General features: G+C 43.1%; 12 protein-coding genes. 2 read left to right on the top strand and 10 right to left on the bottom strand.

What is annotated here, in order from left to right; translation table 11 throughout:
* Positions 1-59: 59 nt before the first annotated feature.
* The 8 genes from I2432_RS02160 to I2432_RS02125 form a co-directional block, all read right to left on the bottom strand.
* Positions 60-1,475: a CHAP domain-containing protein gene (locus tag I2432_RS02160; protein WP_115250613.1), complete on the bottom strand. Its 1,416-nt coding sequence runs from the start codon at positions 1,473-1,475 to the stop codon at positions 60-62.
* A gap of 269 nt (positions 1,476-1,744) precedes the next feature.
* Positions 1,745-2,845, bottom strand: coding sequence for an alanine racemase (alr, locus tag I2432_RS02155; RefSeq protein ID WP_115250612.1), 1,101 nt, complete (start codon positions 2,843-2,845; stop codon positions 1,745-1,747).
* Positions 2,842-3,198 (bottom strand): holo-ACP synthase, encoded by a 357-nt coding sequence (acpS, locus tag I2432_RS02150; RefSeq protein WP_037580207.1) that lies wholly within the window; start codon positions 3,196-3,198, stop codon positions 2,842-2,844. The genes alr and acpS overlap by 4 nt, the downstream gene beginning before the upstream one ends.
* Before the next feature lie 113 nt (positions 3,199-3,311).
* Positions 3,312-5,840, bottom strand: coding sequence for a preprotein translocase subunit SecA (gene secA, locus I2432_RS02145; protein WP_115250611.1), 2,529 nt, complete (start codon positions 5,838-5,840; stop codon positions 3,312-3,314).
* 375 nt (positions 5,841-6,215) lie between these two features.
* Positions 6,216-7,160 carry a mannose-6-phosphate isomerase, class I gene (manA, locus tag I2432_RS02140; RefSeq protein WP_115250610.1) on the bottom strand — a complete coding sequence of 315 codons (945 nt, stop codon included), beginning with the start codon at positions 7,158-7,160 and terminating at the stop codon, positions 6,216-6,218.
* A gap of 116 nt (positions 7,161-7,276) precedes the next feature.
* Complete coding sequence (gene scrK / locus I2432_RS02135; protein WP_115250609.1) at positions 7,277-8,161, bottom strand: fructokinase ScrK; 885 nt, start codon at positions 8,159-8,161, stop codon at positions 7,277-7,279.
* A gap of 306 nt (positions 8,162-8,467) precedes the next feature.
* Positions 8,468-10,975 carry an EndoS/ChiA family endoglycosidase gene (locus tag I2432_RS02130; protein WP_115250608.1) on the bottom strand — a complete coding sequence of 836 codons (2,508 nt, stop codon included), beginning with the start codon at positions 10,973-10,975 and terminating at the stop codon, positions 8,468-8,470.
* 229 nt (positions 10,976-11,204) lie between these two features.
* Complete coding sequence (locus I2432_RS02125; RefSeq protein WP_206158970.1) at positions 11,205-13,088, bottom strand: sucrose-specific PTS transporter subunit IIBC; 1,884 nt, start codon at positions 13,086-13,088, stop codon at positions 11,205-11,207.
* A 277-nt stretch (positions 13,089-13,365) separates the two neighbouring features.
* Between I2432_RS02125 and I2432_RS02120 the strand changes: the two genes are divergently transcribed.
* Both I2432_RS02120 and I2432_RS02115 read left to right on the top strand, forming a co-directional pair.
* Positions 13,366-14,805 carry a sucrose-6-phosphate hydrolase gene (locus tag I2432_RS02120; protein WP_115250606.1) on the top strand — a complete coding sequence of 480 codons (1,440 nt, stop codon included), beginning with the start codon at positions 13,366-13,368 and terminating at the stop codon, positions 14,803-14,805.
* Between the two features lie 4 nt (positions 14,806-14,809).
* Entirely contained in the window at positions 14,810-15,775 is a 966-nt protein-coding gene (locus I2432_RS02115) for a LacI family DNA-binding transcriptional regulator (protein WP_115250605.1), read from the top strand.
* 374 nt (positions 15,776-16,149) lie between these two features.
* Here I2432_RS02115 and I2432_RS02110 read toward each other — a convergent pair whose 3' ends face one another.
* Both I2432_RS02110 and I2432_RS02105 read right to left on the bottom strand, forming a co-directional pair.
* The gene (locus I2432_RS02110) at positions 16,150-16,650 is read right to left on the bottom strand and encodes a hypothetical protein (protein ID WP_115250604.1); all 501 of its coding nucleotides are present in this window, start codon (positions 16,648-16,650) and stop codon (positions 16,150-16,152) included.
* Positions 16,647-17,720, bottom strand: a complete 1,074-nt coding sequence (locus I2432_RS02105) for a polymorphic toxin type 44 domain-containing protein (RefSeq protein ID WP_249093338.1) — start codon at positions 17,718-17,720, stop codon at positions 16,647-16,649. The genes I2432_RS02110 and I2432_RS02105 overlap by 4 nt, the downstream gene beginning before the upstream one ends.
* Positions 17,721-17,807 lie beyond the last annotated feature (87 nt).

Below are 17,807 nucleotides of genomic sequence, written 5' to 3'. Positions count from 1 at the left end.
GAGCTGGATTTTTCTTATAGAAGTCCTCTACTCCTTTGCCTTTAAAGCAAGAAGAATACTTATGATTTGCCAACAACATAAGTCAATTGATTGGCCTGCTCAGCAGTAAAGGTGCGGTATGAAATCTGACCTAAGCCAAGACAATTTGACTCTGAAATCAGGATGGATCCGTCCTTTCTGACATCCTCAACAATAGAGACATGACCATAAAGACCGTCAGCACCCGCTTGACCCGGAGCAAAGGAAACCGCATAGCCTACCTTTGGCTCCTTAGAAATACTGTAGCCTGACTTAAACCTCCAGTCACCACCATTTCCCATAAAGGAATCAAACTGATAGCCTAGCTCCTTAGCGCGATTATAGACATACCAGGTACACTGCCCCCAAGCATAGCTTGACGCCTGGTAGCTTAAAATATCGTAGCTCTTAGACAGCTTGTAGCCTGTAGGAACAACAGCAAAGCTTGAAGAGGATTGAATTTTCAGCTCAGCCGGAATCTCTGGCGTACCTCCATGATGATCAATCCAAGCGTCTAATTCTTCCATGATCTTAGCGCGACGCTTGCCAATGCCATTGGTATCTGTGAAGTAAAGGCCGCCATCACTAGCAAAGTTCAGCTGCTTTTTGGCAAATTTATCAGCCTTTTGATCCTGCTGCTCAAGACTAAGGTTGCTGTTTTTGATAATCGTCTCCTGTGTCAGCTTAACAATAGCAAGCTCATCATTAAACTGATTTGGCTTTTTCGAGTCAAGGTCAAAAAGCGCATAGCCAAACATGTTAGAGCCTAGTAAGGTTGCATTTCCCTTGGTTCCTAGCTCACTTTCTGTCATTGCAATGGCTACAATCGCCCGCACATCTAGCCCACTCTTTTTTTCCCATTGCAGCAAGGCAGCACCGTTAATTCGCTTCTCATCATACTTGATCTTGGTAGACTTTAAAAAGCTATCAAGCTGCTCTGCCTTGATTCCATAGCGCCTAGACAGGAGGTTATGGGTATAAGCACTCTGACCACTCCAATGCGCCACATAAGCAGCATAGGTATTTACAGAAGGCAGGGCCAGAGTCAAGGACAAATCAACTGTAGGAGCAGCAGGAACAATATTCAGTACCGGCTGAGATGCCTGTGTAGCCGCTTCAGGGGCTGGCTGAGGGCTAGCTGCTGGACTAGTAGGAGTCGGCTGTCCAGTAGAACTAGAAGCTGATCCAGAGCTAGCTGTACTATTTGATGACCCTGTTGCTCCAGATTCTCCACTGTTGGTAGTAGTCTCAGTGGTTGATGAGAAATTGTCAGTAGCTGAGGTAGCTGTTGCTGTCGAAGTAGAATCACCAGTCTGAGCGATTGCAGCCTCATTAGCAGTGCCTGAAACCTGGCTGGCTTCAGCTCCTGTACCCTCTGCCAATACTCTTGCAGTCTCTAAATGAGGTGCCAGAAGAGTCATCAGCATTATCATTCTTAATAATTTATTTTTTCTCATTTAGTATTCAATCACTTCTTTCTGCTCTATTCTAACTTACATTATAACATTGAAGCAAAATAAAATGCAAGATTTTTTGTATTAATGCCTTAATACTCGGATAAAGGTAAGGGCCTTTCCTTATTCTTTTTCTTAACCGGCAGAAAAACAAGACCTGCCTTAATCTGTTCTATCTATGCTGTTAGCCTGAGGTCTCAAGACCTTTACATGGCTGATCATTTGAAAGACAGCCTTGAGGCCAGTCAATAGTTGAGCCTAGGCTCAATTTCCTAATATTCTCTAGGAATACGATCACTCAGCAAGCAAAGAACCTCATAATTAATCGTACCTCTATAATCGGCAACATCGGTTGCTGTGATCACTTGTTTACCCTGCTGCCCAATCAAGGTCACCTTAGTGCCGATAGGATAGGCTTTAGGCAAACGAATGGTCAATTGGTCCATCGACACACGACCAATAATGTCACAAAATTCCCCTTCTACCAATACCTTAAAGCCCTGCATATTTCGAGTCCAACCGTCAGCATAGCCGATAGGTAAGGTCCCGACATACTCTGGCTCTGCTGCTACATAGCTAGCTCCATAGCCAACGCTATCCCCTGCCTGAATTTGCTTCACATGAACCAAACGTGATTCTAAGGACAAGGCTTCCTTTAAGGGACAAGGTAGACTCAAGCTATTGCCGCTTGGATTGAGCCCATAGATAACAATACCAAGGCGAATGGCATTAAAAATTGTTTCACTATGCCAAAGGCTTGTTGCAGAGTTGCTTGCATGCACTAATGCAGGCTTCTTATCCAGCTGCGCCACCAGCTGCTTAAAAAAGGTCAGCTGCTTATCAAACATGGTATGGTCAGACTCATCTGCGGTTGCAAAATGTGTGAAAATCCCATCAAGCTGCACCCCCATATCAGATAAGGCTGAGATGAGCTGATTGGCCTCAACAAGTGATCTGACACCAATGCGCCCCATTCCTGAGTCAACCTTGACATGCACATGAAGCTGACTAAAATCAACCGATTCCTTTTTGGCAAGCTCTAGCCACTCTAAGCTGGCCACCGTTATCGTCAGCTGATGCTTAATAGCTAGCTGCAATTCACTTGCTAAAATCACTCCTAAAATCAGGATTTCCTTATCAATGCCTGCCTGACGTAATTCCAAGGCTTCATCAAGGTTTGATACGCAATAGCCATCAACCTGATCCTCAACTGCCTTTGACACCGCAACTGCACCATGACCATAAGCATTGGCCTTGACGACAGCATATGTCTTTACCTTTTTAGGGAGATGCCTTTGAATCTTATCAATATTTGCCTGAATAGCCTCTAAGTCAACCTTAGCCACTGTTGGCCGATGTAAGCTCGAAATCATGCCAAATCCTCCAAAATAACACTCGCTTGAACATAGCCCCCACTATGTGAAATACTGATAAAGGCCTTTCCCTGAAAGGGAGATTTCGTAATAATAGGGCGCCCTTTGCTGTCATTGATAATTTCAATATCCTGAAAGGTTAGCTGGCCAATCCCTGTCCCCATTGCCTTTGAAAAGGCCTCTTTACCAGCCCAGCGGCCGGCCAGATAGGTCATTTTTCGATTATGGGAAAATTGCTCAAACAGCGCTAGCTCCTTGTCCGTCAAAACCTTTCTAGCAAATCTAGCATTTCTCAAATAAACCTTTTCAATAGCCGAAATATCCTGTAAATCTATCCCATGTCCAACAATCATTTGCCTTTATTTTACCAGCCTTCACTTTAATTTAGGGAAACAAATCCTAAACAAGGAGAAGCCGAGAACAAATCTCAGCTTCTCACAGGTTTTCAACATGGCCATCACGCTATCTAAAAAGCCTTACGACCATGACAGTTTTTAAACTTCTTACCAGAATGACAAGGACAAGCATCATTACGCTCGACTCTTGAGAAATCAGTCGACGCGTCAAAATCAGTACCGACAGCCTGCGACTGAATGTTTTGTGCTGCAGTTGTTGTCGCATACTGAGCTGCACGCTCACGCTCCTGCTCATGAATCTGTGCCTTCATCATGGTACGTGTGACATCAAATTCGATAGCACCAATCATATCCTGGAACATCTTAAAGCCTTCACTTTGGTACTCAACAACTGGATTATTTTGCGCATAGCCACGCAAGCCAACCGCATTACGCAGCTGGTCTAAGGCATCAATATGCTCTGTCCATTTGTTGTCAACAATCATCAGAATCAGCACCTTTTGGAATTCCAAGATAGCGTCCTGATCGCGCAATTTTGACAATTGCTTATCGTAAATCTCAAGGGCACGCTGATAGAGCTTGTCTTTGATCTGATCGTCCTTGAGGCCACGCAATTCCTTAGCGCCAATCGTTTCCTCTGGGACAAGTGATGTTCTTGCAAAGGTCACAATGGCATCAATGGCGTCCTTACGATTAGTACGTGAGTGTGCATCAACCGCTCGATCAATCGTGCGCTTGATCATTGCCTTAATTTCAGGACCTAGGTCACGATTTGCTGTAATAACATCACGACGGTTAGCGTAGATAATCTCACGCTGCTCACGCATCACATCATCATACTGCAAGACCTGCTTACGTGTGTCATAGTTATTACCCTCAACACGTTTTTGAGCTGACTCCACCTGACGTGATAGCATTCTGGACTTGATGACAATATCCTCGTCATCATTGTTCATACGATCCAAGAAGGCCTTAATACGGTCTGTACCAAAGCGCCTCATCAGCTCGTCCTCTAAAGAGAGGTAGAATTGTGACTCCCCTGGATCTCCCTGACGACCTGAACGCCCACGAAGCTGATTATCAATACGACGGCTCTCATGACGCTCTGTCCCGATAACACAAAGCCCACCGAGCTCTCGGACACCCTCACCGAGCTTAATGTCTGTCCCACGACCAGCCATATTGGTCGCAATCGTTACCGCACCACGCTGACCAGCATTCATAATGATCTGTGCTTCTTTAAAGTGGTTCTTAGCATTTAAGACCTCATGCGGAATGCCTGCTTCTACTAGCTTTTTAGAAATCAGGTCACTGGTTTCAACAGCAACTGTACCAACTAGAACGGGCTGCCCTTTTTCATAGCGAGCCTTAACATCTGCAACCACTGCCTTGAATTTTGAATTCAGCGTTGCATAAAGAAGGTCTGTGTGATCAATACGAGCAATAGGACGATTGGTTGGAATCGGAATAATACGCATGTTGTAAACCTCGCGGAATTCCTCTTCCTCTGTTTTTGCTGTACCGGTCATACCTGCCAATTTCTTATACATACGGAACATGTTTTGGTAGGTAATAGAGGCACTTGTTTTTGATTCCTCTTGAATACGAACGCCCTCTTTTGCCTCAATAGCTTGGTGTAAGCCATCTGAAAAGCGTCGTCCTTCCATTGTACGACCTGTAAACTGGTCTACAATCAAAATCTCGCCTTCCTCGCTAACCACATAATCAATATCCAAAAGCATGATATAATTAGCACGAAGGGCATTATCCACGAAGTGGGTCAAGGCAACATTTTCAATATCGTATAGGTTGCTGAGGTTGAAATAGCTTTCTGCCTTATCGATACCTGAGTCGCTTAGGCCAATCGTCTTGGTCGGAACATCAATGATGTAATCCACTGAATCCAAGGTCTTGACAAACATGTCTGCACGAATATAGAGCTGATTCGTTTCTGAGCTCACAGCACCAGATACAATCAGAGGTGTTCTTGCCTCGTCAATCAAAACAGAGTCAACCTCATCGACCAAGGCAAAGTTCAGTGGTCGCTGAACCATGTCCTCTTGACGAACCACCATATTATCACGCAGGTAGTCAAAGCCTACCTCAGAGTTGGTTGAATAGGTAATATCACATAGATAAGCCTCACGCTTTTCAGCTGGTGATTTGGCTGCTAGGTTGATACCGACTGAAAGCCCTAGCCAGCTATACACCTCTCCCATCTCTGTCGCGTCACGAGTTGACAAGTATTCATTAACAGTGATAACGTGTACCCCTTCGCCAGCAAGGGCATTAAGGTAAACAGGCATGGTCGCTGTAAGGGTCTTACCTTCACCGGTACGCATCTCAGGGACATCTCCATTGTGCAAGACAATCCCCCCCATGATCTGAACACGATAAGGGTAAAGTCCCAGCACACGTCTAGCCGCCTCGCGGACAACCGCAAATGCTTCTGGTAATAACTGCTCAAGGGTTTCCCCATTTTGATAACGTTGTTTAAATTCGGGCGTTTTTGCTTGTAGGTCTTTATCTGACAAGGACTCCATATAGTCAGCATAGGACTCTACTTTTTTCGCAATTTTTTCTAATTTTCGTAATTCGCCTTTATCATTTTCAATGACTTTGCGTAGAATATTGCTCATTCTCTTTCCTTTCGATCGACTAATCATTTTATTCTAACATAAATAGGCAGGCAGTTCAAGAAATGATCATAAGATATCCATGACAGACGCATGAAGAAAATCATTTATTGAAAAAGTTGTGAAAATAGCAAAATAGCCATTTTAGGGTATTTGACAGAGTGTTTCCTGAATTGTTATATTCTCCCTCTATAAACTTTTCTTGAAAAATTTCTTTTCTGCAACTATCGCTATGGCTTTCCTATTTTTCAGAATAAGTTTTCGCATTCAGAAATATCTTGGAAATTTTTTCTTCATGCGTCTGTCGTGATAAGATATCAGAAAAAGAAAGGCCGCTTGTCCAAACAGTCTTTCTTGGTGTTTTCGTGTATTCTGTACTTAATTAGGATGACTGACAATCATTTCCAGCTGACCATCAAAGCTCCATGACGTCACATCATTTGGCAGGATAAAATGCATACCCTTTTGAAGCTCGTAAACAGCTTGATCAATCGTAAGGCTTCCCTGACCAGCTAGCACACTGACAAGCAGGTAAGGGGCTGATTGCTTCATGCTGACTGCTTGATCAATCTCCCATTTGTAAACTGTAAAGAAGGGATTAGATACTAAGCAGGTAGAGACCAAGTGCTCAAGTTCTAGTGTGGCTGGCGTGCTGTTCTCAGGCTTGCCAATAGTTAGGACATCGATAGATTTCTCAATATGGAGCTCACGAAGCTGACCTTCAGCGTCTCGACGATCAAAATCATAAACGCGATAGGTCGTGTCTGAGGATTGCTGCGTCTCTAAGATCAAAATTCCCTTACCAATGGCATGCATCGTGCCGCTTGGAACATAGAAGAAATCACCAGCCTTAACCGGAACTCGCGTCAACAACTCTTCCCAGTTCCCCGCCTCAATCATCGCACGAAGCTCTTGTTTAGAGCTTGCATGATGACCATAAACAATCTCAGCGCCTTCTTCAGCCGAAATAATATACCAGCATTCCGTCTTTCCAAGCTCCCCCTCGTGCGCAAGTCCGTAAGCATCATCTGGGTGGACCTGAACACTGAGCCAATCATTAGCATCTAAAATCTTCGTCAACAACGGAAAGACCTTTTCCTTTGGATATCCAAATAGCTCAGGCTTTTCTGCATAGAGCTGATCTAGCCGCTGTCCCTGATAGCTGCCACTACTCACCCTTGATACCCCATTAGGGTGGGCTGATATGGCCCAGTACTCCCCAGTGGTTTCGGTTGGAAGCTCATACCCAAACACCTCTCTTAGCTTTGTTCCGCCCCAGATCTTGTCATGCATGCATGATACTAGAAATAACGGTTCTGACATAATAATCCTCATTCCTTTTTCATTAGCCTATGGTTACAGTTCGTTGCCCCAATTCTACCAATTTCAGGCACATTTTGCAAATGACTCTAGGACTTTTATCAGATAAGCTCAAGTATCTAGCTCTTTTCAGCAATCAGCTTTGCTAAGGCAAAATTCCCAAGAGTGGCTGAGCCATTACCTGCAACTGCTGGTGTGACCAAATATTCTCTAACATCAGGTACTGGTAAATAACCATTAATCAGTCTGGTAAACGCCTCCTGAACACGCGCCAACATGTGCTCCTGTGCCATCACGCCGCCACCAAACACAATAACCTGAGGTCGATAAAGCAGCGTTGCCTGTACAGCAGCCTGAGCAATATAGAAGGCCTGAATATCCCAAACAGCTGCCTTCTGATCAAGGAGCTCACCCTTAATCCCTGTCCTTGCTTCAAGGCTTGGACCTGCTGCCATGCCCTCTAAACAGCCCTGATGAAAGGGACAAACGCCCAAAAATGCATTCGCCACATCATCAGAGTGTAACATCATATAGGTATGTCCCGCCTCTGTATGACCTAGCCCACCGATAAACTCGCCTTTTTGAATGGCTCCAGCACCAATACCCGTTCCAATCGTATAATACACAAGACTATCAATATCAGGCCGAGAGATGACCTCTCCATAAGCAGAGCTATTAACATCAGTTGTCACATAAAAAGGAATTGCAAAGACTGCTGCTAGCTGCCCTAACAGATCTACATTTGCCCAGCCAGGCTTTGGTGTTGTGGTAATATAGCCATAGGTAGCTGACTTAGGATCAATGTCAATCGGTCCAAAGGAGCCAATAGCAATACTAGCCAAGTCGGCCTCAAATTGCTTAAAATAAGCAATTGTACGCCCAATAGTCTCTTTTGGACTTGTCGTTGAAAATTGCACCTTATCCACAACCGCAAAATCCCTATCACCAACAGCACAGACAAATTTTGTTCCGCCTGCTTCAATACTTCCAAATAATGTTTTCATCTTTTCTCCTTAGTAAATGATGCGTCTTGTCTTAGTCAGACTAACCCAGCTCAAAAAATCATACCACCTCATACCTGCCTTAGCATACAAAGCGCTAAGAGCTCATAACATTAACGCCTTACTAACCTGCTGTCAAGGGCGCTAAAAGACCAAAAATCTGGGATAGCGCGATCTCAGATTTTTAGCATACCTTTAAAAGACAAGGCAATTGCGTTTAGGAGGGAAGCCTTGGCAGCAGGAGCTGCCACCAAGAAGCAGCACAAACAATTGCTTTTAATGGTGTGTTCATCGCCTTATCTCTAAAGCTTAATGTACTAGCGGCAAACGATAACCAAGAATTTGAAGCTCAGTGTATGAAGTATTTGGACTATCAACACAGAAACGCCAATAGCGTGAACTAACATTTCCAACTATTCCATTATAAATTTTTTGAGCGCTTGTAATTTCAGAAACAGTTTGCCAGTTCTGTTCGTCTTTCAAATAATTATTTAGATCATCACTATTCAAACTCATTAAATCAATACTTGTGTCTTTTAAAACCTGAAGTCGTCCTTGACTAACATTGTCACTACTTCTTCTAAATTGAGGATTAGTTTCACCATTAAATAGTCTCCATTCCTTAATCAATACAGGTTTCTCTATTTCAAACACTATCCAGTTAGTTGGATCCCACGTCCTAAAGCTATTTTGATAAAAACCATCAAACACCTTATTAGCTAACTCATTAACATCCTTGGAATTATAGGATGTACCGATTACTTTAGCATCTTTAGCAAGATTTTCCATTATTGGTGCACCGATACCAATATTAATAGTCATTGTATGGACGGTTTTCTCACCGTTAGAAACAACTACTGAATAAGTTTCATCTCTATAGGCTTTTAGTCTGGCAGTTTCTGTTTCTCCTAAATTGGAAGCCGTTAGGTGAACCTTGTATCCTTTGTAATCCTTGTGAAATGCTTCATACGTATAGTCTTTTGCAACGTACTGTCGACCATCAATCGTTCCCTTTTTATAATCCTCAAAATCTGATGAGTCTCCGATAAAAGTGTTTCGCTTAGTAACTGTTCCAAAAACAAAATCTCTTAAAATGTCATGTTCTCTATAGTCAACATCATAGTGAGCTTCTTTAGTCTCATATTCTTTTGGATAATATCCTTTTGGCTTCTGATTTTCAAAAGCAGTATTTTCGGAATAACCCTGATGATTTTTCTTTTTCACCTGTTGCATCAGGGTTATCAAAATATCACGATCTGCACTTTGCTCAGATAAATCAAGACTATTATGAGATAAATCAAAAGCTTTAAGACTTACTAAACCATCAGCAGAAATCCCTTCAAGAGTCTGACGATTTAATCCTCTAAGATCGAGTCTTTCTAAGCCAGTCAAACCTGTAATCAGCAATTCAGCATCCTGCTTCATACTTTCTGGCAAAAGACTTGGAGTTATTTCCTTCACTTTAGAAAGATTATGAAGTTCAAGTTTTTGTAGTTTTTTGAGCCTATTTAATCCTTCTAAATTTTTAATGTTCTCATCTGTCAGAATTAAGGATTGGTTATAACGTTCTAAGTCTCCTTTATATTGCCCAACCTGTTTAATAACCTCTGCCCTCAGAGCTGCATCAGGAATATCTTGCTGATCAATCAAGCCATAACGAATATCCTTAGTCATTAGATTTTTTAACTTTCGTGAAACAGTATAATCAGTATGTGAAATATTATCTACAACAGGATGCCGCTGGCTGGAATCTATCCTGTTTTTATAAGCTGATGGCACATGTGCTACTCCATCACGATCAATAGCGTAGGAAAAAATACCTGCTTTTAAGCCACCTGTGCTAGGTTGCCACTCAGCATATTTTTTAGCTCTAGTTCCATCAATATCTTTGCCTTTATCAGGATTATTAGGGTCATATTCGTTCACATCAAACCACAAATTTCCTTTAGGCGCCGACTCTTCAAAGAAAGAAAATCCAATCATAAATTGACTTGCATCAATAAATTTTTGATACTGAAGCCACTCTGAATTGATAATATCCACTTCTTCGTTACCACCTTGTGGCCCATAGTACTGTCTAAGAAGAAAATCAATATCCGAGGCAACACCTTTAAATATTGGATTCTTATCAACACTTAAAGTAGTATCCATAATAAGAAACTTAGAGGTATCTAATCCATTTTTACCAATTATCTTAGCGATTTCTTTAAAAACATTTAGCGCACGAAGGTCTTCAGCTTCCGTCCTTGGTTTCTCAAAATCACGCTCAACGTCAATATCTAAGCCATCTACGCCACGATCAGTGACAAATTTTTTAACGATGGCCTTAGCCAAGGCTTTATGACCTTCGGGAGAATCAGGAAAATCTGTTGATAAGCCTGTTCTACCATTCAATTCGTTAACACCAATTGTTTGTACCAAAACCGTTCCCTGTTCATGTAGCTTATGAACATAACCATCTTTTAATTTTGACCAAAATGGACTCTCTGGAGCTGTATGATCAGGAAAGACAAATAGAATATCAACCTCTTTAGGAATCTCGGCTATTGTATTTTCTGGGTGATGTTGTTTGCCGTCTAATCCTGTTGAAGCACTATCATGCCAACTTCTAAAATAGCCTGCATAAAGTGGACCACGTCTACCTTCACGAATCTCGTGAACTAGTTTTGCACCCACATTTTTAGCGGCTGTTATCACAAGCTTATCCTCCGCCTTGACCCTTATGAGTGAATCATGTTGGGCAGCTAATATAGCCACCATTAACGCTGCAGCACAAACACATTTCAGTGTTTTCTTGACTAACACCTGTTTTTCCATTGGGACACTCCTTTATTTTGATACCAAAGAATGGCCAAATCTTTGTTTAACCAAAAATGTAAGCACATTCTCTGTGTTCATCTAAAGTATAGTAGACCTCATGATCAAAAGCAATGCACAAAGTATAGGTAAAATAAAAGAAACTTAAGGTCTTTTAATTTCTGTAATTTTATGTCGAATATTTTAATCTTACATGTAAAAAGAGCTGAAATCATCAACTCTTTTCAAGTTATTTTACAAGGATCACTGGACTGCCGACAGCCACCTTACCCTGTGCCAGCACTTGAACGGCATGAACATCTGCACTATTGGTGACAAGCAGCATGGTTGTAGCGTCAAGGCCTGCCTGCTGAATCCTTGCAATATCAAAGCTCCCAAGGGCATCACCAGCCTTGACTGTCTGACCAACCTTAACAAAGGCTTCAAAGCCATCACCCGCCATTGAAACAGTGTCAATACCAATATGCAGTAAGATTTCTGCTCCCTTATCTGATTTAATAGCGTAAGCATGACCTGTCTCAAGGGCAGCCTCTACCCTGCCATCTACCGGTGAGTAGAGAATGCGCCCTTCAGGCTTGATGGCAATGCCTTGGCCCATGCTTCCTGACGAAAAGACAGGATCAGCAACTTCTGACAAATCAATCAGCTCTCCTGCCACTGGACTAAGCAGCTCCTCAGCAGCAGAGACTTTTTGCGCAGGCTCTGATTTTGCTTGGGTAGCCGGTGCTGCCTGGTCACTCTTGTCCTTGAATCCCCAAATATAGGCAATCGCAAAGGCTAAACCAAGCCCAACCAGCAGCGTCACAAAATACTGTAGCAGCTGACCATTAAGATACAGCAGTGCACCAGGCAAAACAGTAATCCCAAAGCCGGTACCAGCAATGCCAAGAATCCCTGCAACCCAGCCTCCAGCTGCGCCCCCGATAAGTCCTGAAACAAATACCTTTGGATAGCGGAGATTAACACCAAAGATAGCTGGCTCAGTAATCCCTAAAAGAGCTGACAGAGCTGATGGAAAGGCTAAACCCTTTAATTTTACAGATTTGGTTTTAACAGCAACTGCTAGGGTTGCCCCTGCTTGAGCGGCTGTAGCAGCTGTCAAATAAGCATTAAAGGGATCCTTTCCTGTATTGGCAACTAGCTGCGCTTCCAAGAAATTAAAAATATGATGGATACCTGTCACAACAATTAGCTGCTGAACACCTCCAATAACAAGACCGGCAATCCCAAAAGGCAAGCCTAAAACTGCTTGTGTCCCTGCAAGAACAAGGTTTTCCAAGGAGTGAAAGATAGGCCCAATCACAAAGAGCCCCAAGGCACTCATAATAGCAAAGGTCAAAAACGGCGTTGCCAACAAATCAAGTGCATCAGGCACCCGCTTATGCAGCCACTTTTCCAGCTTGGCACCAACCAGACCAACAAAGAAGGCTGGCAGTACCGTTCCTTGATAGCCAACAACTGGAACAAAACCAAAGAAGGTTAAGGGCTTAACATCACCTCCTGAGGCTACAACCCAAGCATTTGGCAATTCATTGGAGACGAGCATCAAGCCAAGGACAATCCCAATGATAGGGTTGCCACCAAATACCCTAAAGGCTGACCAAGCAACCAAGGCCGGTAGGTAAACAAAGGCCGTATCTGTTAAGATCCGAGTGTACATGAGGAAATTGTTGCCATAGTCATGAATGCCAAAGAACTCCATAACAGCTGGCTGCGTCAAGAGACCCCGTACACCCATAAACAGCCCAGTCGCCACAATAGCAGGAATGATCGGAACAAAGACATCACCAAAGGTACGAATAGCCCGTTGAAAGGCATTTCCAGACTTGACCACTTGCTCCTTTTGCTCACCTGCCAAAGCAGCCGGAAGCCCTAGAGCTACAACCTCATCATAAATGCTATTAACCGTACCTGTCCCAAAAATCAGCTGATATTGGCCTGAGTTGAAAAAAGCACCCTTAACCTTATCAATAGCTTCTGCTTTTTCCTTATTGATCTTACTCTCGTCATGAACCATAACCCGCAGCCGCGTCGCACAATGAGCCACACTTCTGACATTTTCACGACCACCCAAGGCCTCAATAACCTCTTTTGCAATCTGATGATTATCCATACCGATAGCATCTCCTTTTTTGTCTATTATAGTCTATTGAAATAGCTTTTCTTGAGCCTATCCAACATCAACTGACCTATCCTGCTGGCTAGCTCAACATGACCCTTCAATCTACTATTGTGAATCCGCTTCACTTCTTGCTATCATTTTAACACTAATATTTTTTATGTCAATCGTTTGACATATATTTTATTAAATGCCATCAAAAAGTTGATTTTTAAACAGAAAACGTTTATCATATGAATAAAACAATGACCAATACCTAAGGAGACCTCACATGGATTTACCAAGATCTATTCGCTACCGACCATATCAAGAATGGAGCAAGGAAGCCTATCAAGCAATCCAACAAAAGGTGGCCCAGTCTTTATGGCGCAGCCATTTCCATATAGAAGCTCGTACAGGTCTCCTCAATGACCCAAATGGCTTTTCTTACTTTGCTGGCAGCTTTCAGCTTTTCTATCAAAATTGGCCCTTTGGAGCAGCTCATGGTCTAAAGCAATGGGTACACACCACATCAACTGACTTGGTGCATTTTACAGAAACCAAAACTCGGTTGCTGCCGGATCATCAAAACGATAGTCATGGCGCTTATTCCGGCTCTGCTTATCCTATTGGTGACAAACTCTTTTTATGCTATACAGGAAATGTCCGCAGCAAGGATTGGGTACGCCACCCACTACAAATTGGTGCCTGGATGGACCAATCAGGCCACATCACAAAATATGAGCAGGTGCTTATTGACAAGCCAGATGATGTCACAGAGCATTTTCGTGACCCCCAGATCTTTACCTACCAAGATCAGCTTTATGCCATCATCGGTGCGCAAAACCTGCAAAACCAAGGTATAATCAAGCTCTACAAGGCTAACAACAATGATGTCACCAGCTGGCAGTTTGTTGCTGACTTGGACTTTGATGACTCAGGCACTGCATACATGATCGAATGCCCTAACCTGGTTTTCATCGAAGATAAGCCTGTGCTTATCTTCTGTCCTCAGGGGCTTGCCAAATCAGAGCTTGATTACCAAAACATTTATCCCAATACCTATAAGGTGTTTCAGACCTTTGATCCTAAAAGAGGCAGGCTCCTTGGGGGAGGTCCAATTCAAAACCTTGATTTTGGGTTTGAAGCTTATGCGACACAGGCCTTTAATAGCCCTGATGGTAGGGTGCTGGCAGTTTCTTGGATTGGCCTACCGGACATCGACTACCCAACCGATAAATATGCCTACCAGGGAGCGCTTAGTCTAGTCAAGGAATTACGACTCAAAAATGGAAGGCTACACCAAGCACCAGTACCTGATCTCAGTAAGCTACGAGACAAAGCCCAGCCCTTTCAGAACAAAAAAAACAGCTCAAACTGCTATGAGCTGGCTTTGACCGTTGAAGCACAGCAAGCAGCAGAGCTTTTGCTCTTTGCCGATACACAGCACAAGGGGCTGAAACTAACCGTTGACACCTGCAAAGGACAGCTAACAATTGATCGCAGCAAGGCAGGCGCCCAGTATGCCCAAGAATTTGGAGCAAAGCGGTCTTGCCAAATTCCTGTCAATCGTGCTACACTTAATATCTACGTAGACAAGTCTATTCTAGAGATTTTTGTCAATCAAGGCGAAGCAGTCCTCACGAGTCGTGTCTTTCCCAATGAGGAGCAGTCTGGCATTGAGCTGCTAAAGGGCCAGGTGAGTGGCTACTATTATGAAATGAGGTACTAGACAAGTGGTCGCAAAGTTAACAGATGTTGCAGCATTAGCCGGTGTTAGCCCAACAACAGTCTCACGTGTGATTAACAAAAAGGGCTATCTGTCCCAGAAAACCATTGATAAGGTTAACAAAGCCATGCGAGAGCTTGGCTACAAGCCAAATAACCTCGCACGAAGCCTGCAGGGCAAATCTCCTCAGCTCATTGGGCTGATCTTTCCTAACATTAGTAATATTTTTTACGCGGAATTGATTGAGCATTTAGAAATCGAGCTCTTCAAGCAAGGCTATAAAGCCATCATCTGCAACAGTGAAAACAACCCGATCAAAGAACGAGATTATCTAGAAATGCTGGCTGCCAATCAGGTTGATGGCATTATCTCATCAAGCCATAACCTAGGTATTGATGATTATGAGCGTGTCGAGGCACCCATCGTCGCCTTTGATAGAAACCTCGCTCCTCATATTCCCATCATATCCTCTGATAATTTTGAAGGAGGGAAATTGGCCGCAAAAACCCTGCAAAAGCATGGCTGCCAAAAAATGATCATGATTACAGGAAATGATCATTCTGACTCTCCAACAGGTCTTAGACAGTTAGGCTTTAATTACCAGCTCAAAAAAAGTGCTGATATTATAAAACTACCAAATGATCTTTCCAGTATTCGCCGCGAAATGGAAATCAAGTCTATCTTGGCAACAAGAAAGCCCGACGGCATTTTTGCTTCTGATGATTTGACAGCTATCCTCATCATGAAGGTTGCTGGCCAGCTTGGCATAGCAATTCCAGATGACCTGAAGCTTATCGGCTATGACGGTACGGCTTTTATTGAGCATTATTTCCCACAGCTCACCACCATCAAACAGCCGATCAAGGAAATTGCCAGCTTAACCGTAGAAATCCTCCTCAAAAAAATAAGGCAAGAAAAGACCAGCAAGGATTATGTTCTACCAATTACCCTCCTGCCAGGAGCAAGCCTCTAAGGGTAGTAGCTCTTCTTCTGTGATTGGCAGCTTTCCTCTAGCTTCTCCCTTACTAGGGCACTAAAGTAAAAACCAAAGCACAAAGTGAGAAAACCTATATCGCTAGGATACACCCAGATAGGCCCCAAAAGAAAGCTTGATAAGCCTGACCACCTAACAAAACCTGCACACAAGGAAAGCTTCCTCAAGCTGTCCTCTGCCCCCTTTTCCTAACAATGCCACCAAAAACACATGTAACAGCAAGTGACAGACTCCTCCTATAGCAAACAGTGACCCAACAAACCATCACTAGAAGCTATAAGGGGAGCTTTTCTATGCCTAACAAAAATCTAAAATCAATAACAGAAAAACCTAAAGCAGTTCATTCGCACATACTACCTATCTGACACTCTCGCATAAAAAGCAACAGGCTGATCGGACAGGTTGGTAATGGTGATAGTATAATCATGGTCTTCTGTCACACTATATTTTCTCTTCCCCTTCAAGGGAACGATGAGGCCATCTCCATCAATAGTAGCTCCCTTGTGTCCAGTGGCTACGATTATGCCATTATCTGTATTGGAGTCGTATTTTTTAATAACACGCTCTGTTATAGAATACCGATATCCTATATCTCCCATATTCTTATATGTCCAACCACAATTTTCGTGCCATGTATCACGACCTTCTAGCTTCAGTAGCACTTTTTCGTCGCTTTCTAGGTATAGATCAGAGGAATATTCTATTTGTTCATACTTTGGTCTCACCGCAAGCTCTATACTCTCATTTGGCCTTAGATATTTCTTTCCCTGAAAGAAATAGTAAAGCTCATAGCGTTTTGAGAAGATGAAAACACCTACCAGCAACATCATTAATAACAGGATTTTTCGCTTCATTTTGACTTCTTCCTTTCCATATAACCATCTATACCGGCTTGGATCATTTGAGTATCACCCTCATTGTCTCCATAGTGACCTGATGATAAATTCTCAAACCACTTTGGTATATCCTTATCAGAAAAGACCTGGGCAATCCCGGCTGCCGTTTTTAAATAAGTCCCTGAAGCATCTAAAAAGCCTGTACCAACATAACCATAGAGGTAGTTCCCAGCGTAGTCGCCTGGCAATTCTGATTCCCACTGTCTTGACCAGACAGAATAGTTATGGCCATGATAGGTTCTTGACTTCAAATCCAAGGGCTGACCCGTATTGACAAGATCATAAAATTGCTTGTTGTCAAGTATTATAGCACTTAATTGACTTCCAGCTACCTGTGAAAGGTAGGGAGCATTAACATTAACCGATAAGATATCATCTCCCATCTTGTTGATAATCAAACGAAAATCAATGCCCGACGATTGTAATTTTAGCCCTAGAAGTCGCTCAATTTTCTTTGCATAACTTCCTTTCACACTGGGATCCCACTCTCCATCATAATTGCTTCTCACCTTCCAATAGTCATCAAAGGCTGGCTTATTGAGAAAATAGAGGTAATCCTCATAGGCAGCTACAAGTCGCTCTGATTTTTGTAGCGGCCTTTCAGAGCTGCTTTTGATGGCTTTAATGGTCTGAGTCAGTATGTTGTGATAATGGTTTTGAGTGTACTTTGAGGCATTGACAGGGCTAATCTCTTGATTCCTCAGGCTAGCCACCCAGCTCATATCTAGGCCGGCAGTCGAGTAGCTGCCGTCGCTGCTCATGAAGACCTGACTGAGCTGTGTTGCGCCCTGAATGGCTAACTGCAAAATAACTAAGCTGTCCCTAAAGCAGTCTGAGGTTTGAGTTAGAAACCATTCAAGGCTTTCCAATTTGGTCGTAACCTCTCGAATCCCTATTTCCAGCTGGTTTTGGGCATGGTATAGTGTAGAGGTATCAGACCAAAGGGTGCCATAGTCTCCGGTTAAAAGACTACTGACCTGCTTCATAAACGATTCGTTTTCATCAATCTGTGCTTGGATCACTTGCACTTGCCGTTCTCTTAGCCTCTTCAGCTCGGTTAATTGATCACGATCCAGGGTTCCGTATCTGGAAATCTGAGCATCTGCCCTTTGAAT

Origin of the sequence: Streptococcus equi subsp. zooepidemicus, from assembly GCF_015689395.1 — a bacterium.
GTDB lineage: Bacteria > Bacillota > Bacilli > Lactobacillales > Streptococcaceae > Streptococcus > Streptococcus equi.
The sequence above is the reverse complement of the archived record's forward strand: the minus strand, read 5'-3'. Positions and strand labels throughout refer to the sequence as shown.

What these genes read in the sequence shown, in the direction of transcription:
- manA (WP_115250610.1), bottom strand. Translation starts at nt 7,160, where the DNA reads ATGTCAGAACCGTTATTTCTAGTATCATGCATGCATGACAAGATCTGG.
- alr (WP_115250612.1), bottom strand. Translation starts at nt 2,845, where the DNA reads ATGATTTCGAGCTTACATCGGCCAACAGTGGCTAAGGTTGACTTAGAG.
- I2432_RS02120 (WP_115250606.1), top strand. Translation starts at nt 13,366, where the DNA reads ATGGATTTACCAAGATCTATTCGCTACCGACCATATCAAGAATGGAGC.
- acpS (WP_037580207.1), bottom strand. Translation starts at nt 3,198, where the DNA reads ATGATTGTTGGACATGGGATAGATTTACAGGATATTTCGGCTATTGAA.
- I2432_RS02130 (WP_115250608.1), bottom strand. Translation starts at nt 10,975, where the DNA reads ATGGAAAAACAGGTGTTAGTCAAGAAAACACTGAAATGTGTTTGTGCT.
- I2432_RS02125 (WP_206158970.1), bottom strand. Translation starts at nt 13,088, where the DNA reads ATGGATAATCATCAGATTGCAAAAGAGGTTATTGAGGCCTTGGGTGGT.
- scrK (WP_115250609.1), bottom strand. Translation starts at nt 8,161, where the DNA reads ATGAAAACATTATTTGGAAGTATTGAAGCAGGCGGAACAAAATTTGTC.
- secA (WP_115250611.1), bottom strand. Translation starts at nt 5,840, where the DNA reads ATGAGCAATATTCTACGCAAAGTCATTGAAAATGATAAAGGCGAATTA.
- I2432_RS02110 (WP_115250604.1), bottom strand. Translation starts at nt 16,650, where the DNA reads ATGAAGCGAAAAATCCTGTTATTAATGATGTTGCTGGTAGGTGTTTTC.
- I2432_RS02160 (WP_115250613.1), bottom strand. Translation starts at nt 1,475, where the DNA reads ATGAGAAAAAATAAATTATTAAGAATGATAATGCTGATGACTCTTCTG.